The sequence below is a fragment of the Hyalangium sp. genome, assembly GCF_035629615.1.
Lineage (GTDB): Bacteria > Myxococcota > Myxococcia > Myxococcales > Myxococcaceae > Hyalangium.
The window spans coordinates 12,696-38,698 of the sequence record NZ_DASPHO010000431.1 but is presented as its reverse complement, the minus strand read 5'-3'; the positions used below and the strand labels follow the sequence as shown (position 1 = coordinate 38,698).

Annotated in this window: 9 protein-coding genes; 5 read left to right on the top strand and 4 right to left on the bottom strand. The window is 68.7% G+C overall.

Annotation, left to right across the window (positions count from 1 at the left end; all coding sequences use genetic code 11):
• From VD972_RS22160 to VD972_RS22140, 5 genes are all read left to right on the top strand, one after another.
• A partial coding sequence (locus tag VD972_RS22160) for a twin-arginine translocase subunit TatC (protein ID WP_324990116.1) occupies positions 1–877 on the top strand: 877 nt, incomplete at its 5' end.
• Positions 874–1,980: a potassium channel family protein gene (locus tag VD972_RS22155; protein ID WP_324990115.1), complete on the top strand. Its 1,107-nt coding sequence runs from the start codon at positions 874–876 to the stop codon at positions 1,978–1,980. The genes VD972_RS22160 and VD972_RS22155, both read left to right, overlap by 4 nt.
• An 81-nt stretch (positions 1,981–2,061) precedes the next feature.
• A complete protein-coding gene (locus VD972_RS22150) occupies positions 2,062–2,976 on the top strand; it encodes an MBL fold metallo-hydrolase (RefSeq protein WP_324990113.1) in 915 nt (304 codons plus the stop codon).
• Between the two features lie 252 nt (positions 2,977–3,228).
• Positions 3,229–4,080, top strand: coding sequence for a methylated-DNA--[protein]-cysteine S-methyltransferase (locus tag VD972_RS22145; RefSeq protein WP_324990112.1), 852 nt, complete (start codon positions 3,229–3,231; stop codon positions 4,078–4,080).
• Positions 4,081–4,147: 67 nt separating this feature from the next.
• Complete coding sequence (locus VD972_RS22140; protein ID WP_324990110.1) at positions 4,148–5,827, top strand: amidase; 1,680 nt, start codon at positions 4,148–4,150, stop codon at positions 5,825–5,827.
• A 19-nt stretch (positions 5,828–5,846) separates the two neighbouring features.
• On the opposite strand, the gene VD972_RS22135 is transcribed toward VD972_RS22140, so the two are convergent.
• The 4 genes from VD972_RS22135 to VD972_RS22120 all read right to left on the bottom strand — a co-directional run bounded on the left by VD972_RS22135 (position 5,847) and on the right by VD972_RS22120 (position 25,869).
• On the bottom strand, positions 5,847–6,695 hold the full coding sequence (locus VD972_RS22135) for an aldose epimerase (RefSeq protein ID WP_324990109.1): 849 nt from the start codon (positions 6,693–6,695) through the stop codon (positions 5,847–5,849).
• A gap of 7 nt (positions 6,696–6,702) precedes the next feature.
• Entirely contained in the window at positions 6,703–8,340 is a 1,638-nt protein-coding gene (pruA, locus tag VD972_RS22130) for an L-glutamate gamma-semialdehyde dehydrogenase (RefSeq protein WP_324990107.1), read from the bottom strand.
• Positions 8,341–8,452: 112 nt separating this feature from the next.
• Positions 8,453–8,857, bottom strand: a complete 405-nt coding sequence (locus tag VD972_RS22125; RefSeq protein WP_324990105.1) for a response regulator — start codon at positions 8,855–8,857, stop codon at positions 8,453–8,455.
• A gap of 215 nt (positions 8,858–9,072) precedes the next feature.
• Complete coding sequence (locus VD972_RS22120; protein ID WP_324990104.1) at positions 9,073–25,869, bottom strand: CARDB domain-containing protein; 16,797 nt, start codon at positions 25,867–25,869, stop codon at positions 9,073–9,075.
• Positions 25,870–26,003 lie beyond the last annotated feature (134 nt).

Sequence of the window (26,003 nt, the reverse complement as noted above, 5' to 3'; positions counted from 1 at the left end):
GCTGGCGTTCATCATGGGCGCGCTGTTCTGCTACTTCGCGGTGCTGCCCTCCATGTTCCGCTTCCTCCTGAGCCGGGAGGACACCGCCGTGGTGGAGGGCCAGCTGGAGACGGCCCGGCTGAGGACGGAGGACGCGCTGCGCTTCCTGCGGCTGGGGGATGCGGAGCGGGCCTGGCAACTCGCGAAGGAGGCCAGCGCGGGCATGCAGGTGCAGGGCGCTGGGAGCGTGGGGCAGCCCGAGGTGGTGCCCGCGGAGAGCGTGGAGCTGGCGGCGCGCCTGGAGGGCCTGGGGCGGCTGCTGGACGCGGCGGCGGATGGCTTCGGCGTGTCCTCGCGGTTGGTGCTGCGGCAGGCGGTGGAGAAGCGGGTGGTGGCGGCCGAGGCCTTCAGCCGAAAGGACTTCGCGGCATCGGCCGCGGCGATGGATGAGGCGGCCAGCCTGCTGGCGGGCGTGGCGCCCACTCGCACCGAGGAGCTGGCGGGGATGTGGAAGCTGGAGAAGGTGCTGGCAGCCGGGCACGCGTACCACGAGGCGCTGCGGTGGACGCGGCCCATGCTCACCATGAGCGAGCAGCTCTCCCTGGTGCTGGTGCTCCTGCTGGCCTTCGGCGTCATCTTCGAGCTGCCGCTGGTGATGGCGCTGCTGGGTGTGGTGGGCGTGGTGCGCAGTCAGTGGCTCGTCCGGTACCAGCGCCATGCCTTCGTGGTCTGCCTCATCGTTGCGGCGCTCATCACCCCCACGGGGGATGTGGTGAACCTGTCGTTGATGGCCGGTCCGATGCTGTTGTGCTACGAGCTCGGGGTGTTGGCGGTGTGGCTGATCGAGCGGCGGCGCGCCCGGAGTGAAGCCGCCACGAGCATCTCGCCCACGCCATGATGCACCGCGCTCCGCCTCGCCGGCGCCTGCTCGCCAACCTGCGCTACCTGCGCGCCCTCTTCAAGCGCTTCCGCACGACGTTGCTGCTGACGGTGGCGCTGTTCCTGGGCGCACCGCCGATCTACCAGCTGCGGTGCCAGCTGCCAGGCGGGGGGACGGTGCGGGCGGGCAAGGCCCTGGAGCACGTGTACTTCCTGCTGTTCGGTCAGCCCTCGCTGGACTGCACGGACGACTGGGTGCTCACGGTGTTCAACCTGCTCATTCCCCCGGTGGGGATTGCGCTGGTGGTGGATGGCGTGGTGCGCTTTGCCTACCTGTTCTTCGCCAAGCACAAGAGCGACAAGGAGTGGATCGAGGTGATTGCCGAGACCCTGAAGGGGCACATCATCGTGTGCGGGGCGGGCCGGGTGGGGTACCGGGTGGTGGACCAGCTGCTCTCCATGGGCAAGGACGTGGTGGTGGTGGAGAAGCGCGAGGACGGTGCCTTCGTCAGCGTGCTTCGCGATGAGCAGGTGCCGCTGCTCATCGACGACATCCGCAGCCCGCAGTGCCTGCCGCGCCTGAACGTGAAGGAGGCGTCCGCCATCGTCTGCGCAACGGACGATGATCTGGCCAACCTGAACATCGCCCTGGATGCGCGGCGGTTCAAGCCGGACATCCGCGTGGTCATCCGCCTGTTTGATGACGACCTGGTGGCCAAGGTACGGGACACGTTCAAGGCGGAGGCGCTGTCCAGCTCCTCGCTGGCGGCGCCGGCCATGGCGCTGGCGGCGCTGGATCCGCGCATCGTCCACTCGTTCCGGATTGGCGGGCACCTGATGGTGGTGTCCGTCTTCGAGGCGCGCGCGGGGCTGCCGGGCATCACCATCTCCGAGGTGCGGGATCGCTTCGGGGCGCTGGCGCTGGCGCTGCGCCGGGGAGACCAGGAGAAGCTCCACCCGAACGGGGATCAGCTCATCCAGCCGGGAGATCTGCTGACACTCCAGGCCGAGTACCCGGACTACCGCCGGCTGCGGGCCTTCACCGGAGAGGCCCAGCCGCCCATCTGGTCCGACAACGAGTCGGCCCTGCCGGCCCTCCCACGGCCGACCGGAACGGACTGAGCGCCACGATCTGGGCGAGCTGTGAGTTGTCCGCTGGCGGCCGGTGCGCATAAGAAGGGCGGCCGATCAGGAGATCTCACCATGCCTCGCAGTGCTCTCGTCCTGTTGCTCGCGCTCGTCGCGGGCTGTGCCTCCCAGCGGCCCGCGGGCGCGCGGGTGACGCTCACCTCCCACGAGGACTCGCGGGTAGGAACGTACGTGTCCTCTCCGTGGGGGTTCAGCACCTCGTCGTACTGGATCGAGGGCCCCGAGGGGTTGATCCTCATCGACACGCAGTTCCTGCCCTCGGCCGCCGAGGAGTTCGTGAGCTGGGCGGAGCAGGTGACGGGGAAGAAGGCGCTGCTGGCCATCGTGCTGCACCCCAACCCGGACAAGTTCAATGGGACGGACGTGCTGCGCAAGCGTGGCATCCGGGTGGTGACGAGCGAGCAGGTGCGCGAGCTTATTCCCAGCGTCCATCAGAGCCGGACCCGGAAGTTCTACGATCGCTACAAGCCGGACTACCCCACGGAGGTGCCGCTGCCGGACAGCTTCGGCTCGGCCACCACGGAGCTGAGCGCAGGGGGCGTGACGGTGAAGGCCCACGTGATGGGCGCGGGCTGCAGCGAGGCCCATGTGGTCGTCGAGTACGAGGGGCACCTGTTTCCGGGAGACATGATCGCGAACAACGCGCACAGCTGGCTGGAGATCGGCAAGACGGACCAGTGGCTCCAGCGCATCGACGAGATGAAGGCGCTCAAGCCCAAGTGGGTGCACCCAGGCCGAGGGCCCTCGGGGAACGCGGGGCTGCTGGACATGGAGCGCGCGTACCTGGAGCGCGTCATCACCGAGGTGGCCGCGGAGAAGCCGCAGGGGAAGCCGACCGACGAGGCGCTCGAGCGCATCCAGTCGAGGGTGATGGCAGCGTATCCCGGGCTGCGGCTCGATGTGTTCCTGGCCATCGGGCTGCCCGCGGAGTGGGAGCGGCAAGCGCAGGCGGCGGGGTCAGCGAGGTAGTCAGTCGGCACTGGGTGGAAGGAGGGGGCCTGCGCCCGGGCCGGCCGCGGTCCCGGCAAACCTGTCAGACAAGCAGACAGGTTCAGCCAAGGCGCGTCGGCCGGGGGGCTCCGAATCGTCGGACACAGCTGAGAGCCCCGGATTCCCCTGGCGGCTTCCTTCCGCGAACGGGCCTGTCAGGCGCAAGAACCGGGTTGTCCGTTGGCAGTGAGGTCTCTACTGATAGGGCATCCTCCTCGGAGCCCGTGAACCATGGCCACCAGCGACTACGCCCGGATCGAGCGCGCCATCCTCTACCTCGACGCGCACGCGCAGGAGCAGCCCCGCCTCGCGGAGGTTGCCGCGCATGTGGGGCTCAGCCCCTACCACTTCCAGCGCTTGTTCACGCGCTGGGCGGGGATCAGCCCCAAGCGGTTCCTCCAGTTCCAGACCCTGGAGCATGCCAAGCAGCTCCTCGCCGAGCGCCGCAGCACGCTCGATGTGACCTATGACGCGGGGCTCTCCAGCGGCGGGCGCCTGCATGATCTCTTCGTCACCCTGACGGCGATGACGCCAGGTGAGTTCAAGCAGGGCGGGGCGGGGTTGACGATCCCGTACAGCGTGCACGCCTCTCCCTTCGGAGACCACCTGCTTGCCGTCTGCGAGCGCGGCATCTGCGCCCTGCGGTTCCTGATGGGGACCTCCCCGTCCGAGGCAGTGAGAGAGCTTCGAGCGGAGTGGCCACACGCGACGTTGGTGGAGGCGCCCGAGGCCACCCGGCCCTATGCCGAGCGCATCTTCCCTGCGCGGAAGTCGCGGACGCTCCAGTCGCTCAGCCTCTTCGTGAAGGGGACGAACTTCCAGCTCAAGGTGTGGGAGGCGCTGCTGCGCATTCCCCCAGGAGCGGTCGCCACCTACGAGGACATCGCCCGCTCGCTTCAGATGCCGCGCGCCACGCGGGCCGTGGGCTCCGCGGTGGGGGACAACCCCATCGCGCTCCTGATTCCATGCCACCGCGTCATCCGGAAGACAGGAGCGTTTGGCGAGTACCGGTGGGGCCTGGCGCGCAAGCGGGCGATGCTCACCTGGGAGTCCGCGAGGTACCCCTCGGGAGAGGCCGCGTGAGGTGGCTGGGGAGACGGGGCGAGGTGCTGTACCGTGCACTCCTCTCAGGGAGTTCACACCCGACGCCATGTCCCTCCTCACCGATCGCCGCCGGTTCCTCTCCGTCTGTTCCTCGCTGGGTTTGACGTCGACGCTGCTGCCCGGAGTCCTCTGGGCCATGGGGCAGAACACGCCCTCCGTCACTCCGGAGCTGCTCGCCTCGGCCTGCAAGGTGGCGGGGCTCGAGCTGGACGAGGCCCAGCGCAAGCTGATGCTGAAGACGTTCAACGAGCAGCTCGCGGGCGCACAGGAGATCCGCGCGATGGAGCTGCCGAACTCGGTCGCGCCTGCATTCTCCTTCGATCCGGTGCTCCCGGGGGTGACGGAGTGGGACACCGCGAAGCGTCCCATGAAGGTGAGTGCCGCGAGGCCGCCGCGTGTGGGGCAGGACCTGGAGGCGCTGGCCTTCACCTCGGTGAGAGACCTGGCGGAGCTGGTGCGGACGCGGAAGGTGTCCTCGTTGGCGTTGACGGAGCTGAGCCTTGCGCGGCTGGAGCGGCTGGACGCGAAGCTCCACTGCGTCATCACCCTCACGAAGGAGCGGGCGCTCGCCCAGGCGAAGGAGGCGGATCGGGAGATCGCGGCGGGGAAGTACCGCGGCTTCCTGCACGGCATTCCCTGGGGAGCGAAGGACCTGCTGGCGGTGAAGGGCTACCCGACGACGTGGGGGGCGGGGGGCTTCGAGCAGCAGCGCTTCGAAGAGGACGCCACGGTGGTGCTGCGGCTGGACGCGGCAGGCGCGGTGCTGGTGGCGAAGCTCACGCTGGGGGCTCTGGCCATGGGGGACAAGTGGTTCGGCGGCATGACGCGCAACCCATGGAATCCAGAGATGGGCTCGCGCGGCTCGTCCGCGGGCTCTGGGGCAGCCGTGGCGGCGGGGTGTGTGCCGTTCGCGCTGGGCTCGGAGACCTACGGCTCGATCTCCTCTCCTGCGACACGGTGTGGGGTGACGGGCCTGCGCCCCACCTTTGGCCGGGTGCCGCGCACGGGAGCGATGACGCTCTCATGGACGATGGACAAGCTGGGGCCCATGGCGCGCACGGTGGAGGACACGGCGCTGGTGCTCGCGGCGATCCAGGGGCCGGATGGGAAGGATCGCACGGTGCGCGACGTGCCCTTCAATTGGGATGCGGGCACGCCCCTTGGGAGCATTCGCGTGGGCTACCTGAAGGCGGACTTCGAGCGCGATGAGCGGGACAAGGCCTTCAACGCCGCGGCGCTGGAGAAGCTGAAGGTGCTCGGGGTGAAGCTCGTGCCGGTGGCGCTGCCGAACGTGAAGCAGGACGCGATGGTGCACCTGCTGACGGCGGAGGCCGCGGCGGCGTTCGACTCGCTGACGCACAGCGGCCGGGACAAGCTCCTCACCCAGCAGGGGGAGAACGACTGGCCCAACTACTTCCGCGTGGCCCAGCTCATGCCGGCGGTGGACTACATCAACGCGAACCGGGCGCGTCTGCTGGCCATGGAGGGGATGGCGAAGACGTTCGCGGACGTGGACGTCATCGTCGCGCCCTCGGACGATCCCCAGGTGCTGCTGACGAACCTCACGGGGCACCCAGCAGTCATTGTGCCCAACGGCTTCCGAGAGAACGGGACGCCGGTGAGCGTGACGTTCCTGGGACGGCTCTACGGCGAGGCGAAGCTGTTGGCGGTGGCTCGCGCGTACCAGGAGGCCACCGGCTTCCACCTCCAGCATCCGAAGGTGTGACGCTCGGTCCAGACCGTGCTCAGGCCTCGATCTCGAAGATGAGCGAGAAGCGCTCACCCGGAGCCACGGCGATCAGCCCCTCTCCCGTGGCCAGGGCTCCGGCAGAGGCCGTCCAGGGCTCCACGCAGACGAAGTCGCGCCCTTGCAGCGTCCAGACGATGAGCCGTTGAAACTCGAGGCTCCAGGAGAGCTTCACCGGCCGGCGCCCCGGTCCTCGGTGCAGCGTGGTGCCCGCCTCGGAGTGGTCGAGCAGGTGCAGGTCCACCTCGGGCGCGGTGAGATCCAGCCCGGTGAAGGGGACCACCTTGCCCTGGCCCTGGCGGTTGTCCCAGGCACGCGTGGCGTCCGTCGCGACGCTGGCCGCAGCCTTGGAGGCCTGCGGCACGAAGAAGTAGGGGTGAAAGCCCAGGTGCACCGGCAGGGGACGCGTGTCCTGGTTCTCCACGTCGAAGTCGATCGTCAGCTGCGGACCCTCCAGCGAGAACGTGAGCTGGGCGTCGAAGCGCCAGGGGAACGAGCGCAGCGTCTCCTCCGAAGACGTCAGCCCCACCACCAGCAGATCCTTCTCCACCTGCCGCACCGTCCACGGCAGCCGCCGGGCAAAGCCGTGCTGCGGCATCGAGTACGCCTGCCGCCCCACGGGGTACGTGTCCCCGGGCAGCTTGCCGGCGGTGGGAAAGAGCACCGGGATGCCCCCCCGCACGTTCTTGGAGGGATCCACCACCGTGCTCTCATCCAGGTAGAGCAGCTCGTCCCCGCCCACGCTCATGCGCGTGACGAGCGCGCCGCGGCTGGGGATGACCTCCACGCGAACCTCCCCATCCACGAGCGCGTAGGTCTCCAGCCCTCCCAGCCCCTGAAACGGCATGGTGCGCTCAGCCCTGCATGAAGGGGTATGGCACGCGGGTAGGCGGGGCGAAGTTCTCCTTGATGGTGCGCGGGCTGGTCCACCGGATGAGGTTGAGCATGGAGCCCGCCTTGTCGTTGGTGCCCGAGGCCCGCGAGCCGCCGAACGGCTGCTGCCCCACCACGGCCCCCGTGGGCTTGTCGTTGATGTAGAAGTTGCCCGCCGCGTGGCGCAGCTCGCGCGACGCCGTGGAGATGGCCTTGCGATCCCGGGCGAACACGGCCCCCGTCAGCGCGTAGGTGGCGGCCTGATCGCACTCGCGCAGCGTCTCCTCGTAGCGCGCGTCCGGGTACACGTGGAGCCCCACCAGCGGCGCGAAGATCTCCTCCTGCATGATGCGGTGGCGCGGGTTGGTGAGCTGCACCAGCGTGGGCTTCACGAACCACCCCTCGCTCCGGTCCGTGTCCCCACCCGCGATGAGGGTGGCCTCCGCGCCCCCCTGCTTCGCCAGCTCGATGTACGAGGACACCTTCTTGAAAGACTTCTCGTCGATGACGGCGCCCATGAAGTTGCGGAAGTCCGTCACGTCCCCCATGCGCAGCTCGGCGATGAACTCCTGCAGGCGCGGCTTGAGCTTGGGCCACAGCGACTCGGGCACGTAGACGCGCGAGGCCGCCGAGCACTTCTGCCCCTGGTACTCGAAGCCGCCGCGCACAATGGCCGTGGCCAGCGCATCCAGATCGTCCGCCGCCGAGGCGTGGGCGAAGACGAAGTCCTTGCCGCCCGTCTCGCCCACCAGCCGTGGGTATTGCTTGTAGCGCTGGATGTTCTCCCCCACGGTGCGCCACATGCCCTGGAAGGTGGGCGTGGAGCCCGTGAAGTGGACACCGCCCAGGTGAGGGCTCGTCAGCGCCGGGTTGCCGATGGTGGGCCCATCCCCCGGCAGGAAGTTGACGACGCCGTCCGGCAGGCCCGCCTCCCGCAGCAGCTCCATGATGTACCAGGCGCTGTACGCCGAGGTGGAGGCTGGCTTGAGCAGCACCACGTTGCCCATGAGGGCCGGCGCGGTGCACAGGTTGAGCGTGATGGAGGTGAAGTTGAACGGCGCCACCGCGAACACGAACCCGTCCAGCGGCCGGTAGTCCAGCAGGTTCCACGTCTGCGGCGCGCTCAGAGGCTGCTCGGACAGGAGCCGCTCGGCGAAGTGGACGTTGAAGCGCAGGAAGTCGATGGCCTCGCACGCCGCGTCGATCTCCGCCTGGTGCACCGTCTTCGACTGGCCCAGCATGGTGGAGGCATTGATGAGGGGGCGGTAGCGGGTGGCCAGCAGCTCCGCGGCGCGCAGGAAGATGGCGGCGCGCTCGACGAACGGCATCCGGCTCCACTCCTCCTTCACCGAGAGCGCGTTCTGGATGGCCTGCTCCACATGGCTGGCGTCCGCCTCGTGCAGCGTGGCCAGCACGTGCGAGTGCTTGTGGGGCATCCGCACCTCGTCCTTCTTGCCGGTGCGCAGGTGCTTGCCGCCGATGACGACGGGGATCTCGATGCGCTCGGAGGCCATGCGCTGGAGCGTGGCCTGTAGCGCGGTGCGCTCGGGTGCGCCGGGGGTGTAGGGGAGGATGGGCTCGTTCTGGGGAGGGGGAACGCGGGCAATGGCGTTGATCACGCGGAACCTCGGGCTCGGGACGAAGGGGCGCGGAGCATAGCCCTTTGTCCCCGAGGTGGGGGGAGGAAGCCGGGCCCGTTTCCCTGCGTGACAGCCGGAGTGACCGGGCGCGTCAGCCCTCGGAGCCGAGCTGGAGCGAGGACGTGTCCAGCGCAGGACGCTGGCGGAGCAGGGCGTGGAGCTGGGCGATGAGCTCGGACGGCTTGGCAGGCTTCATCAGGTAGATGTCCGGCTGGGCGAGCGGCGGCTCCGCGAGCCGTGGCGGGTAGCCGCTCAGGAAGGCGATCCGGATGTGCTGGAGCTGCGGATCGGTGCGCACCTGGCGGCACAGCTCGTAGCCGTCCATCCCATCCATGTTCACGTCCGAGAGGAGCAGATCCGGTGCCCGCTCTTGCATCCGCGCGAGACCGGCCTCGCCGCTCTCGGCCACAGAGCAGTCGAACTCTCCAGCCAGCAGCAGGCGCAGCGTCTCGCGCATCGTCCGAGTGTTCTCCACGATGAGCACCTGAGGCTTCACGGCAATGACTCTCCCGGACGAGACATGTTTCATGGATGACAAAAGCACTCCGGGAGGAGGATGTGAAGCATCGGGTCCTCCCAGACCCATGCTGGACGTGGAGAGGGCCGGAGCGCCAATTTCCAAGAAGCGGAGAGTCCGGTGGCGCTGTCCGATGTAGGTCCGGAGGGACTCGGAGCCCCTGGGCACTGGCGCGCCCAGGAGCGGCTTGGGGCTCAGTACACGAACCACCGCGCTTCCCAGTACCGGAGGAGATCACCCAAGGCCTTGCGGACAGGGGCGGAACCTCCGCTCAGCGCCCGGGTCATGTCGGCTGCGGCGAGGAGGTCCGTGATGTTGGCCTCGATGTCGCCCCGCTGAGCAATCGGGCGAGCCTCGACCCCGTCCAGGAGGGTCACGATCCCGTGGGCCTGACCTGGATCCCCGAGTTCCCCGATGGCCGCCTTGACTCTCGTGGCCAGCTCCGCAGGTGTCAGAGGCTGCGTGATGTCCCACTGCCAGGTGCCGAGGAGCTGAGGCGTGCCTTGAGCCGAGGTCAGCGAAGCCGTGCTGGTATGGCTGCCCGGAGTCTCAGGCAGCCGGAGGACGAAGCGTGCGCCCAGCTGCACGGAGTGCTCCAGTTCCAGCTCGCTCCAGTCAATCCCATGGCCTCCCGGAAGGATGGAGCCGCCCTGATGGGTCCAGAGTGCCTGGAGCGCGGGGGGCAGGGTCTCCTGTGCGTGCACGACCAGCGGCTGCCGCTGGCTCGTCATCATCAGCTCGATGGCGGCCACTCCCAGCGGAGCCGGCTGAGGCGGCGGCGGCTCGACATAGCGCACGGACGACACGAGGGCGTTGCCAGCCTGGGTGGCGGGGAGCGCACTCGAGAGGTCGATGGCCAGGGTGACAGTACGGCCGTAACCCCAGGTGTTCAGTGCTCCCGCGGCGGTGGCGTTGCTCTCGGAGTAGAGGGCCACGGTCTGACCGGGATACACCTTGAGGATGGATCCTCCCACGGGGCTGCTCAAGTAGAACGCCTCAGGGGTCAGCAGAGAAGCCGGGAACTGCACCATGCTGTGCGATGTCGTTCCCCGGAAGTCGGTACCGAGCGCGTCGTACAGCGAAGGCAGCTCCTCCGGGCGCGGACGGATGACCACGAGCCCGGTATGCCCGGAGAAGATCTGCTCGGTCAGCTCTCGGGACCAGGCCTTGCGGACTCTCACAGCAGGCGTGTCGCTGGGAGAGGGCTCTGTCGGCCAGAAGTTCTCACTGCACTCAGCTCCCGTGCTGCTGAGGCTGACGAAGACGACCACGTTCGCCACCCCAGAGCGGAGGGTCTCCAGGAAGGCCTCCTCCTCCGTCATCACCTGAAGGAACTTCGAGGAGCCCCCCAGGTGGGTCTCGAGGAAGCTCCCGACCCGCAGCACCTCTGAGGCGGAGGCAACACAGGTGCCTGCGCGGACGAGGGCCAGCACCCGAGCGAAGGGCGCGGAGGTGTCGTGGGAGACGACCACCTGCACGGTCTCGATGGAGAACTGCACCGTCCTCTCCGTGACCCAGCCCGCGAAATCCTCGGCACGGACCGTGAGCGTGTACTGGCCATTCGTCTGGAGGGGTGTGCCGGACACGTAGGGCGCCCCGTTGAGCCGCACCTGGCTCGTGGCCAGATGGGCATCCTGGAGGGCGATGACCGGGGTGACGGCGTCTGAATACTGCGTCCCGTTCGAGACCCCGGTGACAGCAATGGCCGGTGGAGTCTGGTCGAGCGTGAAGCTCACCTGCCGCTCTGTCTGGTTGCCTGCACGATCCGTGGCCCGGGCCAGGAGGACATGGGTCCCCTCGGCGGTCACCACGGTCCCCGGGAAGAAGGGCTGACCGTCCAGCGTGATGGAGGACTCCACCAGGTCGCGATCGCGGATGGTGACGGCGGGCGTCACGGTCTGGCGGAAGAACCCCCCCTCGGTCACTCCACTGATGGAGATCCAAGGTGCGGACAGGTCCACCGTGAAGCGCAGGGTCTTCAGGGTCTGGTTTCCTGCTCGGTCCGTCGCCTGGATCACGAGCTCGTGCTGCCCATCCGTGGTGATGGGAGTCCCCGAGCTGAACGGCTGGCCATCGAGGAAGAGGCTGACCGAGGCCAGGTGGTTGTCCATCGCTTCCACGACCGGAACGGGAGCGCTCCTGAACAGTGCGCCCTCCGTGACCCCCGTCACGTTGACCTGGGGCGGCTCCGAGTCGATGAACACGGTGACGCTCAGCTGGCCCGTGTTGCCCGCGTGATCCGTCGCGACGAAGACGAGGGTGTTGGGACCCTCCGGGAAGCTGAGCTGGGTGCTCCACAAGCCATCGAAGGCAGTGCCGGACGCGCGGTCCATGTCCATGCTCCCCGGCTCACCGGTAGACGTCGCATGGACGCTGGCAACCCCGGACTCAGTATCGACGGCACGGACCCCAGGCGACAGGCTCCGGAGGAACATGCCCTCCGAGAAGTTGAGGGGTTCGATCACAGGACCCTGGCCGTCCACGAGCTGGAAGCTCGCGGAGGAGAGGACCTGGACCGTTCCATCCGGCTTCTCCGCGAGGAGGTAGGCGGCGTAGCCCTTCAGCGGCAGGCCCACCGTGGAGAACTCGTGCTGACCGCTGATGGAGCCCCCCACCTCGAGCGCCTGGACCGGGAGCGCGTGCGACGCCACGGTCTGCATCGTGTCCACGTCCATGAGGGCGATTCGGAGCGCGAGGCTCGGCTCAGGAGCCGTGCCCTGGTTGGCTGCCTCGAAGTCGACCATCAGCGCGTGCCCGGCCCGGACCACGGGAGGCGAGCCCTGGCCAAGGACCGAGATGGCGCCCGCGATCAGCGGACGGCCCTCAATGGAGAAGTGCGTCGTGACCATCGCGAGCTGCCGCGAGCCGAGCTGGATGCTGCCTTGTGCCTCATACTGCCCTGGCGAGAGCCCCAGGGAGGACAGCTCCGTGCGCGCCGAGTAGTGGGCGCCTTGGACCAGCAGAGGCAGCGCGGTAGGCGTCTCCAGCACCGATTGCCCCGTGGGGCCTGTCACGGTGAGGAGGTAGCTCGCACCCTCCAGGAAGCTGTTCGTGGAGTCGTTGCGCACCGTGGCTGTCAGCGCGATGACCTCGCCCGGGAAGTAGCTCGCACGAGACGTGGCGAGCCGCAGGTGGGTGGTGCGATCCGCGTTGATGGTGAGCGGCGCGCCTGCCTCGGAGAGGATCTCGGTGCCCTCACGGACCACCGCCTTCACCACGTACGCCCCCGCCAGCGTCTGGCCGACGCTCACGGTGCGCGTGAAGGTCCTGCTCCTGCCGGCCTCCAGGGGAGCGAGGTGCTCGACCGCGCCCACCTGGAAGACAGGCTCTCCGTCCGGAGTGACGAGCTGCACCTCCACGTCGACGGTCCTCACGACGCCCGGGTTCGCCACGGTGAGGGTGGCCAGGCTCTCTCCGCTCGCGTTGACGGATGGAGGCGACACGGAGACGGCCACCACGGGCTGGTCGTCGGGCGCCAGGGAGAACGGGTAGCGCACCCGGTTGTTGTCACGCACCGGATCATCCACCCGCTGCTCGGGATCGGCGATGACCTCCAGGATCTGCGGGCCATGCAGCTCCGGATGCGAGAGGGGAACGATCGCCGTGGTCACCCCACCCGCGGGGAGTACCGGCAGGGAGATCGGCCTCGGGGTGATGGACTGCCCATCTTGAGAGAGCACCGCCACGGAGAGAGTCGTGGCAGGCGCCGTGCCGCCGCCCTGGTTCCGCACGGTCACGAAGGCGTCGAACGGGTGGCCCATTCGGGGAACCTCGGGGCGGAGCTGCACCTCCGCGACGAGGTCCGGCAGGGTGGTGGCGTCCAGCGTGATCTGGATCGGAGCCGCGGGGGAGCCCGTGCGCTGGGCCGCATCCGTGGCGGTCGCGGAGAACACGGTGCTCCCAGGCTCCAGGCGCACGCCCGTGAACTCGAAGCGAGCCCCCCACTCCAGACTTGCAAGGCCGAGGGGACGCGAGGCCAACAGCTCACCCATCTGGCTCCAGGCCAGCCGGAGTCCCGAGAAACCACTGAACCTCCGCTCCCGGCCATCCTCGTGGAGGACGAGCGTGCCGCCACTGGCGAAGGCGAGACGCCGCCCGTCCCAGGAGAAGGCCGGCAGGCTCTCAGGCTCTGCTCCGTGGGTGAGCCGAACCGCCGCGCCCGTAGAGACGGAGACGGTATACACGTCCCTTTTCCCCTCATACGTGGCGACGAGCGCGAGACGGCCCGCATCGCGAGTGACCGCATAGTCCCGCTCGATGGAAGCGGCCTCGAACAGCGGGGTAGAGCTGCCGGAGACAGGATCCATCCGAAGGAGCCGTGTCGTTGCGCCGCTGCGCGTGAGGGCAAAGAGCGAGCTTCCATCCGGCGCATACCGAGGTGCCATGAGCGGAGCACTGGCCGCGCCGGTCAGCCACCGGGTGCTCCCTGTCGCGGTGTCCACCACGGCGATGGAGGTCGGCACGCTGGAGCGAGTGACCTCATAGGCAAGCTCGCGGGAGTTCGAGGACCAGGTGGCGGAGGCCTCACTGCCCTGAGGAGCACTGGCGGGCCGCCGCAGCTCGCCCGTGTCGAGATCCGCGATGTACACCGCGGACTGGAAGGTCGACGCCAGGAGCACTTGGATGGCCACGTGCCGCCCGTCAGGCGAGAAGACCGCCTCCTGGATGGAGGAGAACGACGGACTGCTGAAGGTCCCCAGCAGCTCACCGGAGCGGGACTCGACGGCCAGGGCCTTGGCCCCGGTCGCGCTGTCTTGCACGACATACGCCACGCGCAGACCCTCTGCCGAAGACCAGCCAGCTCCCATGGGCGCGAGGCTCAGCTCCAACGGGAGGGCCTCGACCCCGAGAGCGCCAGCGGGAGCCTCGGCATGGGGCACTCCGTTGCGAAGCAGGGTGACGAGACTTCCAGGCTCGGAGAGGCCGGCAAGGGTCACAGTCGGGCTCGAGACCGTCACAGGTTGCCCCGCCACGGTCGGCCGCACGAAGCGCGGAGGAGCAGGGGGAGTCGAGTCCACCGGCATGCCAGCCACGATCACCGACGGAGTGCTGATGTTCCCGAGCGCATCGAGGGCGAGGATCCGGTAGCGGTACAAGGAGTCCTCGCTCAAAGGCAGGTCGACGAGCCGCGTTGTGATGACACGCTCGGAGCCGGCCAGAACCACGAAGGGACCGTCAGCGCCGAGGGCGCGCTCCACGCGATACGCCACGGTACGAGCATCCCCCGGAGCCCAGCTCACCTCGAGGGCTCCTCCCGAGGGGAGCGGCTCAACCGCGACATCCACGGGGGAGGCTGGAGGGGTGATCTCCACCGCCACGGTGACATCATTCGAGGCAGGCCCGCGGAAGCCGCTCGCGTTGAACGCATGGGCTCGATACGTGTACGTGCCATTGCGGAGGCCTCGATCGTTGAAGCTACGCGTGCCGGCGGAGGAAGGCGGCAGCTCCACCGTTCCCTCGTGGCCCTGGCGGACGAGCACATACCCGGCCACATCCGTGGAGTCTCCGCCCACCGAGAGGGAGAGCGAGACGTCCGAGCCCTCCACTCCGCCGAGCGTCAGCGTGAGAGCGGCGGTCGGGGCCGGGGCGTTCACCACCGTCACGGGCTCGGAAGGAAGGCTGCGGTTGCCCGCTCCGTCCGTCGCGAGAGCCTGGAAGGTGTTCAGCCCAGCTACCAGGGGCGCGGTGAACCCGAAGTGTCCCTGTGCGTCCGCCGTGGTGGTGGCGATCACTCCCTCCTCATGGAAGAGCTCGACCTGAGCGGACGGAGGTACTCCATGGCCCTGCAGCCCAACGGTGCTTTCCGGCGTCTCGGCCACCGCGGCTTCGAGCTGCGGGGCGTAGATGCTGACGGAGACCTCTGCTGCTTCGGAAGGAGTTCCGCCGAAGCCCATCGAACGCAGCCGGTACGTGTGCTGGCCAGGGGTGACGAAGCTGAGCAGGGTGGAGGCCTGGTGCTCGAGCGGCACAACTTCCAGCTGCACATCGGACAAGGAGGGGGTGCCCGGAGCTGAGGGGAGGAACGTCACCCGAAGGGCTTCGACCTCGACGGGCGAGCCTAGAGGATGCGTCAGATACGAGAAGGGTTGAGTCTGGACATGGGGAGCGAGCACCACCCAGGAACCCGCGACTCGGGCCTCCAGCCGGACATGGGAAGAGGGGCCCGTCCGCAGCGTCAGTGACTTCAGAAGGACGGGCTGGTTCAGCGTGAGCGTCCAGGCCTGCGGCAACCCGGGCCCGGGGCTCCAGGCCGTCGAGCGGCCGGCACTGTCATAGGCGTAGGCCGGCGAACCCGAGGCAGTCGACGTGGCAGTAGCCGTGCCGGGCCACCGATCAGGCGCCAGCGTCAGGAGCTCTCCGGCCTCGGACAGCTCGAAGCCCGTCAACAGACCCGCCGGATTGGCATCCGTCCACGAGAGCTCGACCTGGTTGCCATCGACGAGCGCGGTCACCGAGGGCGGGGATGGAATCGCCTCCTTCAGCACATGGATCGAAGCAGGAGCGGGATCGACCTTGTTCGAGCTGTCCTGAGCGATGGCACGCAGCTCGATGACCTTGCCGCTGAACTGAGAGAAGGGGAGGAGCGACGTAAAGGGAACGTGCGTCGCCGGAGCACCCACCGCAGAGAAAGGTGCACCCGGACCACCGCGCCCCTCGAAGCGGACCGAGGTGATGTCCTGGTCGTCACCCTGGGCCGTGAGCCACGTGTCGTGGCGCAACCGATCGAGCGTGCGAGGCTCCGTCAGACGCGCCACAGGGGCTCGTGTCTCGACGACGGCCTCGCGGGTGTTCGAGGGCACGCTGAGATTGCCAGCGCGATCAATGGCCACCAGGTGGTACGAGTGCCGTCCATCCGGGACACCCGTGTCCGTGTAGCTCCGGCTCGTGGGCGGGAGCGCGTAAGGCCTCAGGTCCCGAGGGCTCTGGTTGCTCGGAGTGCCGAGCGGCGCGCCATCGCGGAAGGGCACATAGCCCAGCACGTCCTCCTCCGCGGTCCCGTGCCACTGGAGAGCGATGTTCGCCCCAGTAACCGTCGCGCTGTCGAGTACCGGAGCCGTCGGCGGCAGGTTGTCGACGGTGAACGTGACGCGGGACTCGCTCACGTTTCCGGCCAGATCCTCGGCTTCCAGGCGCAGAGTATGGGCCGAACCCTGAGGCAGTGGGAGCACGTCCAGCTCACTGAGGCGCCCGGCGCTCACAGGGAGCAGGGAGCGCTCCAAGAGTGTGAAGGCAGTGGGCGCAGGGCCCGCGCCGATCGACACACGGTACTCCCGGAAGTCGCTCGGGCTGTACGCGGTGCCTTGGAGCTCGACCGTTCCATGCACCGCCTCATCGGGCGTCGGAGCGAGCCACAGCACCCTTGGGGGCGTCGCATCGATCTCTGCCAGGGCCTCGGAGGAGGGATGGCTCGCGTTCCGGGCAGCGTCACGTGCCACGAGGGAGTAGCGGAAGCGGCCGTCCGGGAGCCCAGCATCCAGATAGGAGCGGGCCTCCCCGTCGAGAGTCGCAATGAGGACAGCGGAGCCTGCATGGGGGGCCCGGTGAACCTCGTACGCCGTGACATCGCTCGAAGGGCTCGGCTGCCAGGTGAGCGCGACGGTGTTGGGCCGCTCCACGCTGGCGGACAGGGCGGGCGTGGGCAGGGGCGCGCTGGAATCGATGGTGAACGCAGCGTCGTCCAGGGACTCGTTACCCGCGGAGTCGCGGATCCGGAGGCGAGCGACGTAGGCACCATCCCCCACGGAGGCGAGGGTCGTCAGCACCCCCGAGGAGACGGGCTGCGAGCCGCTGGCGACTCGCTGGAGCTCAGCAGGGGCGTCAGGGGTGCCGCGGCCGAGCTCCAGCTCCCACGTGGAGAGGTGCGCATCGGTGGCAGTGCCACGGAAGACAAGGCCTTCGCCATGGGTAGCGCCGCGAGGCTCGGTCAGGGAGGCCACGGGCGGCGTGCTATCGAGCACCAGGGAGATGAGGCTCTCGGCCGTGTTCCCCGCGTCATCTTCCGCCACCAGGAGCAGCTCGACCGGGCCATCGGCGTCATAGCCCACGGGCCAGCGGTGGAGCAGCCCATCGGAGGGCAGGCTTACGCCCGAGAAGAGCGTCTCGGTTCCGTGGACCGTGGTGGCCTCCAGGCGCACCGAGCGCAGATGGAGATCCTCGGCGTGGCCCCGGAGCTCCAGGGGACCTGCAGCGCCGGAAAGCACCGCCCCAGCCGCCGGCGAGAGGAACGAGACGACGGGCGGGGTCGCGTCCACGGTGAAGGACACGGCTTGCTCTCGAGAGTGCCCCGCCCGGTCGCGAGCCATGAGCACGAGCTGGTGTGTTCCCTCGGCGAGTCCGCTCTGCACGGCGAGGAGCCCCGAGGTGGATGTATTCCCGCTTGCGATCAGCCGTCCTTCGCCACTCTCACCGGGCGCCACGTGAGTGAGGGTCCAGCTCTCGAGGTGGTTGTCCTCGACAGCCCCCTCTACCGAGAGCTCTGCCCCCCGACTGCCACCAGCGACGGGCGAGCTCAGCAGGACGTGAGGGATGCTCAGGTCGATCTCCAGCGACACGAGGGCCGCCTCTGTCACAGCGCCAGAGTCCGCCGAGACGCGCACGGAGTAGACGCCGTCCGGGAGGCCCGCGAGCCCGGTGCCGGTGATCGGCGACTGGCTCGTCTGGGCAGGCAGCGAGGAGGGCTCCACCAGCACACGCCAGGGCTGTCCAGAGCCATTAAGGAGGGTCGCGCTCACGGTCGCGGGCGCGGCCAGCGTGACATGGAGGGTGGCCGTGTCCGACGTCCCATCTCCATCAGGGGAGATCAGGCCAGGCACGATGACGGCGGCCTGCAGCAGCGCCGATGGCTGGTGCTGGAACCGGCGCAGCACCTGCTGCGTGTGACCCACCCGGTCCTCCACCACGAGCCGCAGCGTGTACTCGCCCGGCGGCAGGCTCGCGAGGGGCACCGTCCCGAGAACACCCGAGGTGGAAGCAGGCGCCGAGAGAAGGGAGGTGTACTGCGAGGGGGAAGCCCCTTCGCCGAGAGACAGCTCGTAGCGGATGAGGTTCTCGTCCGTCGCCTCGCCGGTGACGCTGAAGGAGGAGGCCAGCGCCTGTCCCTCACCGGGGAAGTCAATCCGCGCAACCGGCGCCCTCGTGTCCAGCCGGACCAGGGTGGACGCCTCAGCCGTCATGTCGCACGCACCCATCACGCGCACTCGCAGCGGGTAGGAGCCATCCGCCAGATGAGCGCCTCCCGCCAGGAGCCCATTCCAGGGCAGCGCCACGTTCCCCTGGGGCACCGGGCCCTGGAAGATCGTGTGGGTCTGTGCTCCCGCCTGAACCGTGAGGGTCGCGGACACTTCCTGGTCCACGGAGAAGAGGACGTCCGTGGTGTCGGAGTGGCCATCCGCGTCCGGAGAGAAGAGCGCGGGAGACAGCGAGAGAGCCTCGAGGGCCGGTGGCGTCGCCACCTGCACGGGGACGGGAGTAGCGCACCAGGAGGAGCCGCTCACGTCTCGCGCGCTGAGGACCAGCTCGAGGCTGCTGCCCTGCTGGGTGAGATTGACCGTCCCGAGCACACCCTGGACCGAGCTCGGCAGCGCGGGGTTGAACTCCTCTCGGAACACGGGCTGGGGCTCACCGCCCGGCCCACGAAGCGCCAGCTCATAAGACTCCAGGTGGCGATCGGAGACGGCGCCCTCCACGACCAGGTACTGCTCGATCACGCCATTGGAGCCGCGGCGGCTCTCGGGACAGAGCTTCCCCGTGGGGCCTGGGCGCGTCATGACGGTGTGCGCAGGAGTCCGATCGATGAAGAAAGGCTGTCCTGGGGGACTCGAGATCGACCCATCGGACCAGGTCGCCGAGGCGCGGAGCCAGTGAGCGCCCTCCGGCAGGGACTGGGCGGTGATGTGGACTGAAGCGTTCACCCCCGTGTCGCCTGTCGCTACTCCTGAGACCACGGGCTGAGAGAGGACCTCCCCACTGGCGGAGACGACCTCCACATGCAGCTGCTGGAGACTCCGTCCCTCGCCCCCATGACCCGTGAGCTGGGCGGTGTAGACCGGAGTGTGGATCCCGCACAGGGGCGCGTCCGCGTCCCGGACGAGGCGCGAGAGCTGCAGGGCGCCCTGAGAAGGCCGGAACTCGACCTCGTCATTGCAGTCGGGATCCAGCAGGTCCGGGTTGCTGGGATCCAGATTGTGCGGGGTGACGACGAGCGTCCCATCCGCAAGCCGCGTCCGGGCCTTGAGGGTGTGAAGCGGAGCGTCCGAGAACAGGGAGCGATCGATCGGGTGGAGCGGAGAGGTGCCCTCGAAGGGTCCAAAGCGGGCGATGACGCGCTCTTGATGGAGGGCGCTCACGAACACCTCAGCGGAGCGAATGGCCTGGCGGAAGGACTCCGAGAGGGAGATGCCGCCTCGACTCACGCTGACCTGAGCCTTGCAGAGATTGACGGCCTCTCGCGTTGACAAGAGGGGGAGTCCGTTCCGGTGGGTCCCCACGAACTGGACGGTGTAGTGGCACCCAGGCAGGAAAGAGGTCGAGAGCGTCTGCGAGACCTCGAGGCCCCCAGTCGTAGCAAGGAACTCAAGCTCCGCGGGGACAGTTGTCACCGCATGGGTGTCCTCCCGGGTGAAGGACCAGCGAGCCCCTGGGGCGAGGTCCTCGGGCTGGGTGTTGACGTCACCCACGAAGGCGGAGAGCACAATGGCCTCGCCCTCGCGCGTCTTCACGCACGCCAGCCGGTGCGGGACATGTCCATCACCGGAGCCCGTGCTCGTGATGGCGACAGGAGCCTTGAAGGGCTTGCCTTCAGCGTCCCAGGCCCGGAGCTCGAGCTCGGTGACGGCCCCTGCCGAGCTCGCATCCCAGAGGAGCATGGCCTCTCCCAGCGCCGTCACGTTCTGGGAGTCGATGATCCACGACCCCGCGCTCGAGCGGTACGCAACCGAGAAGGACGTCAGGGGAGTGCCGCCGGTGGTGTTGAGGCCGAAGGCGTACTTCCCATCGGCGATGCGAGGAACACTGGCAACTCCAGCGGGGGTCGCCTGGGCGTTGGTGAACGATGCCAGCCGGGGCATGAGCTGTCCGGGCAGCATCCAGTGCTGGTGGATCGAATCCGACCGGCCCTCGAGCGTGACGAACAGCCGGTCATCCAGCCGCAGCGGAGGAGAGAGTGCCTGATTGCCGGCCCGGTCCTTGACCCGGAGCCGGAAGGAGCCGCGCAGCAGCTCGATCGCGATGGGTATGGGGCGATCGTCCTCGACGGGCTCGGTGCCCATGAGGACAGGACGGCTCACCAAAGGATCTTGAGGCGAGGAGACCTCGAGCGCCCATTCCTTCAGGTGCGCATCCCGGATCTTCCGGGTGGTTCCCGCGGCGACGATCCGCACGAGATTCGTCGTCTGGCCCGAGCCGAGGTCCTGAGGCTGGACATCCAGGAACAGGAAGGGTGCGGGGAGGCCCGACTCTCCTGTCTCCGCGAGGGTGAGCTGCGCGACCGGAGGCGTGGTATCGACGACCACCGAGAGGCGGGTCCCATCGATGCTCAGGGTGTACTCGCCGTCCGGGACGCGCTGGCCCTGGCCGTCGCGCCCATCCCAGCTCAGGGTGAAGTTCCCGGCCACCGCATGCGGCAGGGCTTGCTGCAGCACGACCTGGTTGCGCGCATCGAGGATCTGGAGGTCCGCGATCGTGGCCCGCGTGAGGGTGTAGCGGAGCTCGGTCATGTCGAGGACACCGTCTCCATTGGGGGAGAAGAGGTCCGGGGAGCGCGACACGTTGGCCACTGCGGGGCTCAGGCTGTAGCCGAAGGCCACCGCCTGGGTCCGGACGTTGCCAGCGCGATCTCTCGCGAGCAGTTGTGCCTCATACATGCCGGGCCCAGGCGGAATCCACTCCGTCAGCAGCCCGTTCTGCACGGGCGTGGTGGAGGTGGCCACTGCCACGAAGGGCCCCGATGAGCCATAGGCGCGCATGCCGAGCTGCCACGCGTCGAAGTTCAGATCCGCTGCCGCTCCCCGGAACGCCACACTCGCGGAGCCTGGCGTCCGGGTCGACATCAGCCGCACGAAGAGGTTGTCCCTCGTGGTCACCGCGCTGAGCTGCGTCCCGGTGGACACCCCAGCGTCCGCGAAGCCGAACAGGAAGCTCCCGCCAGTGGACCAGCGCAGCCCTTGAACGTCGTAGGGCAGGAGCATGCGTGCGGTACCAGCGGCCGAGACAGTCCAGAGCTGGGGACTCGTGCTCAACAGCGGCTGGTAGCGGAAGACGGCGCTTCCCGTGATGGGACTGACGCCGACCGCGGCCACGCTCGCGTTGAAATCGAGGGAGTGGCTCGGCCCGACGAAGAGCTTCTGGACCGCTCCCGTCTGCAGTTCCTTGCGCTCAAGGCTGGGAGCGATGGGAAGGAAAGTCTCCTCGAACTCGCCAGAGATGAACTCCAGCATCCCTGGGCTTGCGTAGACGAGCGCCTCGCTGGAAGCCATCCAGCCATGGCGGAGGTTCATGCGGGGCTGGGTGCGGACCTCCCACCCTGGATAGAGGCCCTCGGAGATCGTCTGGGCCGGGAGGAAGTCCTGGCGGGTGCCATCGGACAGGCTGATGAAGAAGAGCGCTCCCTGCTCGTCGACGACAGCCAGGCGCTCCCCTTCGGGAGACAGGCTGAGCTCGACAGGCGCAGAGCTGCTACGCGCCAGAGTCCGCCGCTGGGTCCCATCGACACGCACCTCTTCGAGGGCGAATGCGTTCGAGGACTGGTCCTCCGTGACGAAGTAGACGCGAGAGCCATCCCTGCTGAACACCGGAGCCACCGGGTACTGGATGAATCGACCCTGAGAGGCCTCATCCGTGGCGACAGTCAGGAGGCTGCGATCCGCGGTCGACAGGATCTCCAAGGTGATGCACCAACGTCCATCCGGGGGGCACGTCCTGTTTCCGTGGAAGGCGATCCGGCTTGCGTCCGGGCTGATCGCCAGCCCGCCTGAGTCCTCGGCAGCGGCGCTACACGGCCAATCCTCCGGCGTGAGTCGCCGCGCTTGCGCGCCACCGAAGGGCTGGTGGTACAGACCGCACCGGCCGCTTCCAGGCTCCTCGCCGTAGAACACCACACCGTTCTCGTCTGGCATGGCCGCAGCGTGACCGTGGTTATCGACCGCGGAAGCTGTCGCCTCGAACCCCTCCACCTCGAGTGACGAAGGGGAGGAGCTGTCCAGCGGCGTGCGGTTGGTGTCCACCACGGCGGTCAAGGTCCCCAGGAGCCTCTCCGGGGCGGGAGCCAGCGTCCTCGCGTGGATGCGGTATGCACCGTCCGGGACCAGACGCCCCTCGGCGGAGCGGCCATCCCACGAGAGGCTCGCCGCCACGGCTGCGGGCGCCGTGAGGATCCGGACCGTCTTTCCCTGCTCGTCCTCGATGCGGGCCTCCACGGACGCCTCCGCCCCGAGGCGGTAGGAGAGCTCGGTCACATCCCGGATGCCGTCCCCATTGGGAGAGAAGTACGGCTCCGAGAGCGCGAGCGCCGCGTCCTGGACCGACACCTGCCGCTCGGCCCGGTTGTTGGTCGTGCGCTGCTCGGGCAATGTCTGCCCTGGGTCGACGAGCACCACCAGCTTCTGGGGCCCCCGAAGATCCTGGGTGCTCCAGGAGATGACGACCTCGCCGCGCTGCCCCGGTTCGATGGCAGGGATCACGGCCTGGCCGATAGGCTCCTCGCTCCCGCTGGAGAGCACACGCCGCAGCTCCACCGGAATGAGCTCCGCGCGCTGGCCTCCCGCGTTCAGCACGGACACCGTCACCGGGACGGAGGTATTCTCGCGCGGGAAGGCCGGATCCGGCCGGATATCCGCGGCGGAGACGACCAGATCCGCGATGGGGACCGGCAAGAGGGGGATGAAGGACCAATTGTCCGCCTCATCGAACTCCGAGAGGGCTTGCTCGCCGTCCAGGACGACGTGGAGGCTCTTCGGCGCATCCTGGGGCAGCGTCACCGCTCCCGTGATGTGGAGCGTGGCCCCTGGGGCCAGAGCCGCGACCTGCTCGCGGTGGACCAGTGTCCCACCGGCTTGGGGCTCCCCAAGGTAGAGCTCGACCGTGAAGCCCTGCGCCTCGCTCTGACCGCTGTTGCGGACCGTGACACCCACGGTCGCGGGCTGAGTCTCCTGCGGTGGTTCGGGAGTGATGGACAGGCTGTCCTCCACGACCAGGAGATTGGGCAGTGACGAGGGCTGCACCTCGAACGTCGCCGTGGCCGTGTCATTGCTCGGGTCCAGATCGTCCGGATGCTGCGTCCTCAGCACGGCACGCAGCGGACCCGCGGTGTTCGCGCGCCACACGAGCTGGCCCGTGGCGGTGCCTCCCGCATTCAGGAGCTGCGAGGCGAGGGGAAGCGACGCAATCGTGGCTCCGCTCCCGGAGAGGATCTCCAGCCTGCCAGACGACATTGCTTCAAGGGTGCCACCGTTGGTCAGCGCGTACTGGAAGGTGAGGTCATTCCCCTGATCCACCATCCCAGGAGCCGTCAGCGCCGTGACGCGCAGGTCGACCCCAGGGCTCAGCCTGAGCTGCACCGTCCGCGAGTTGTTGGTCTCGACCGGCTCCTGCACTGTGTCGCCCGGGTCCACCTCCACGGTGAGGACTCCAGCGGCCTGCACGGTGGTGAGCTGAACTGTCCAGGTCGCCACCTGGCTCGACTGCGCACCCAGCGTCAGCTGCGAGGTGGCCAGCACCTGCGTCCCCATGCGGACGACGAGATCCACCGGAGGGGCACCCGTCTTGCCCAGGTTGCCTACGCGCGCGGACACCACCACCTGCGCAGGCAGCCGATCGATGGCTGGAGGGGTGACAGAGATGCCACCGGCCTGGACGAACAGGTCGGGCGCGGTCGGCGCGGCGGAGATCAGGAGGGGAACGGCAGCCCGATTGTCGGACTCCTGCCCCTCATCGATCGCACCCTCCGGATCCACCACGAGGAAGGCCTGGCTCGAACCGCCAGCATTCCGGGTATCGAGGGACAGCAGCACCGGGAGGGTCTCACCCGCCGCGATGGACTCCAGCCGGGCCCCAGTTCCCAGCGGCCTGCCGGAGGAATCGAAGCCCTGGACCAGGACGTCTCGGGCCTCGGCGTAGCCCGTATTCGAGACCCGCACCGTCGCGAGGACCGTCTCTCCCGCCGTCACCTGTGTGGCGGAGAGCTGGATGTCCACCGGGGACACTGCCAGGTTGGGTGTGAGCACGATGCGCAGCGCACGCAGCGCCATCGCCGTGTCCACCACCGATCCCTCCCAGCTCCCATCCTGGCGCTGCCGGCTCAGCAGCGCCTCCTGGGAGCTCAAGGCCTCCGCGGCCGTGAGCTGCCGCCACGTGGCAAGCGACGTGATTGCCCACCCGGTCGCTCCGGCGCGCGAGCCCGCATCCACGAAGAGGCCTCTCGAATCACGGTGGTCGCGGAAGTACGTGAACGCCCGGGTCGCCGCCTCGGTGATCGCCGGCGTGCGAGGCACTCGGGCCAGGTACTCCAGGACGAGGGCTGTGGGCTCGAACCGGCTCGGGCCTCCCGGCAGCGCAGGCCACCCGCCGTCGAGGTTCTGGTGCTCGAGGAGAAAGCCAGTCACCGCGGGAGTCGCATCAGGCGCCGCAGGCGGCAAGGTCAGCGCGAGTCCGACCAGGGCCGTGTCGAGCAGGGTCGAGCGGTAGCCGGGGGACAGTCCCACACTCCCCGAGGGCTGAAGCCACGCGCGGAGCCGGGCCAGCGCTGCCGCGCTCGTACCCTGGGTCGCGAGCGACAAGCGCGCGAGTCCATCCACGTCCATGGGCTCGCGGGTCTGCAGGGAGTCCTGGGCGCGCTGAAGTGAGGAGGAGGCCCCCTCGCTGGAGAGGAACAGGCGCAGCGCCTCCAGGGCCTGTTGCGTCTCGCGCAGAGAGGCCTCGGGCGTCGTCCCCCAGTGGCCTGCGGGACTCTGGCGGGCCAGCAGGTACGAGAGGCCGAGCTCCACGCCCGGCGAGTCCGTCACGGGACCTGGGGGCAGCTCCACGAGATCCGTCTCGAAGACACCGCGCCCCCGTGTGAGGAAGAAGAAGTGATTCTCGAAGGCGTGCCGGAGTGACTCGGCGTAGGCGAGCTGCGCGGGCGTCGCGGACTCTCCCGGAACTGTCAGGAGGATGAAGGCCGCCCGGAAGTGCTTCTGCGAGCTCGCGCTGTCCGGCAGCCGTGGGCCCTCGGCATGGATGATGTTCTGGATGCCCAGCACCCGAGAGGTGGCGGAGATTCGGGTGCCATCCGGCGGGGGCAGATTCTCCGCCGAGGTGGAGGAGGGCTCCTGGGGCGTAGGGGCGAGCAGGGTCAGCGGCCCCACCTCCTGCGGACTCAGGAAGCCCATCAGGTAGAGGTCCAGCGCCGAGTAGCGCCGCCTCTGCTCAACGGACTCGAAGCTCCCCGGGCCTCGGGCCTCCCAGCTCGAGCCGTAGAGCACTGAGGCCTCCGAGTCGAGGAAGAAGCTCCAGTGCGCCGAGTCCTTGCCGAGCAGCGCCTCGCTGCGAGGGCCGGACGGCGTCTCCTTGAAGCCCACCTGTCCCGACCACTGGTGGGCAACCTCGTGGGCGAGCACGATCGCTCCCCATTGGGTGGACGCGGGCACGCCGGACATCAGGGCCTTCATGTCGATGTAGCCCTTGAGGCGCGCTGGGCTGCCGAACGGGACACCGCCCTCGGAAGAGAGCGGCTTGCCGAGGCCGCGGACCTCGTTGCGCACCGCCACGTGCTGGCCGTCGGCGTCCTTGCTCAGCGTGGCATTGAACGTCGGCAGCACCACCAGGAAGTCGTACGCGTCACCGTGCGTCTCGTAGAACCGCTGCGCCACATGCTGCCGGGCCAGGAGCCAGGTGTCGGAGCCTTCCACGACGCCATAGGCGGGCCCATCGTGCTGCATCACCACGATGTCCCCACTGGCGGGGCTGGCTCCGGGGAGCAGGGTGACGACGAGTACCCACGCGAGCATCGCGTGGCGCATCCACTTCCATCCTTCTTGGCGGCTTGGCATCGGGTCTCTCGGTGCGATCAGTCGAAGCGACCGGCGCGCATTGCACCCGCCGGTCCACTGGCTGGCGGACCCCGAGAGACTCATGGTTTCAAGGGCTTGCAACG

Bases quoted from the DNA above. Each gene is read 5' to 3' on its own strand.
- VD972_RS22150 (WP_324990113.1), top strand. From the start codon at position 2,062: ATGCCTCGCAGTGCTCTCGTCCTGTTGCTCGCGCTCGTCGCGGGCTGT.
- VD972_RS22145 (WP_324990112.1), top strand. From the start codon at position 3,229: ATGGCCACCAGCGACTACGCCCGGATCGAGCGCGCCATCCTCTACCTC.
- VD972_RS22140 (WP_324990110.1), top strand. From the start codon at position 4,148: ATGTCCCTCCTCACCGATCGCCGCCGGTTCCTCTCCGTCTGTTCCTCG.
- VD972_RS22120 (WP_324990104.1), bottom strand. From the start codon at position 25,869: ATGCGCCACGCGATGCTCGCGTGGGTACTCGTCGTCACCCTGCTCCCC.
- VD972_RS22135 (WP_324990109.1), bottom strand. From the start codon at position 6,695: ATGCCGTTTCAGGGGCTGGGAGGGCTGGAGACCTACGCGCTCGTGGAT.
- VD972_RS22155 (WP_324990115.1), top strand. From the start codon at position 874: ATGATGCACCGCGCTCCGCCTCGCCGGCGCCTGCTCGCCAACCTGCGC.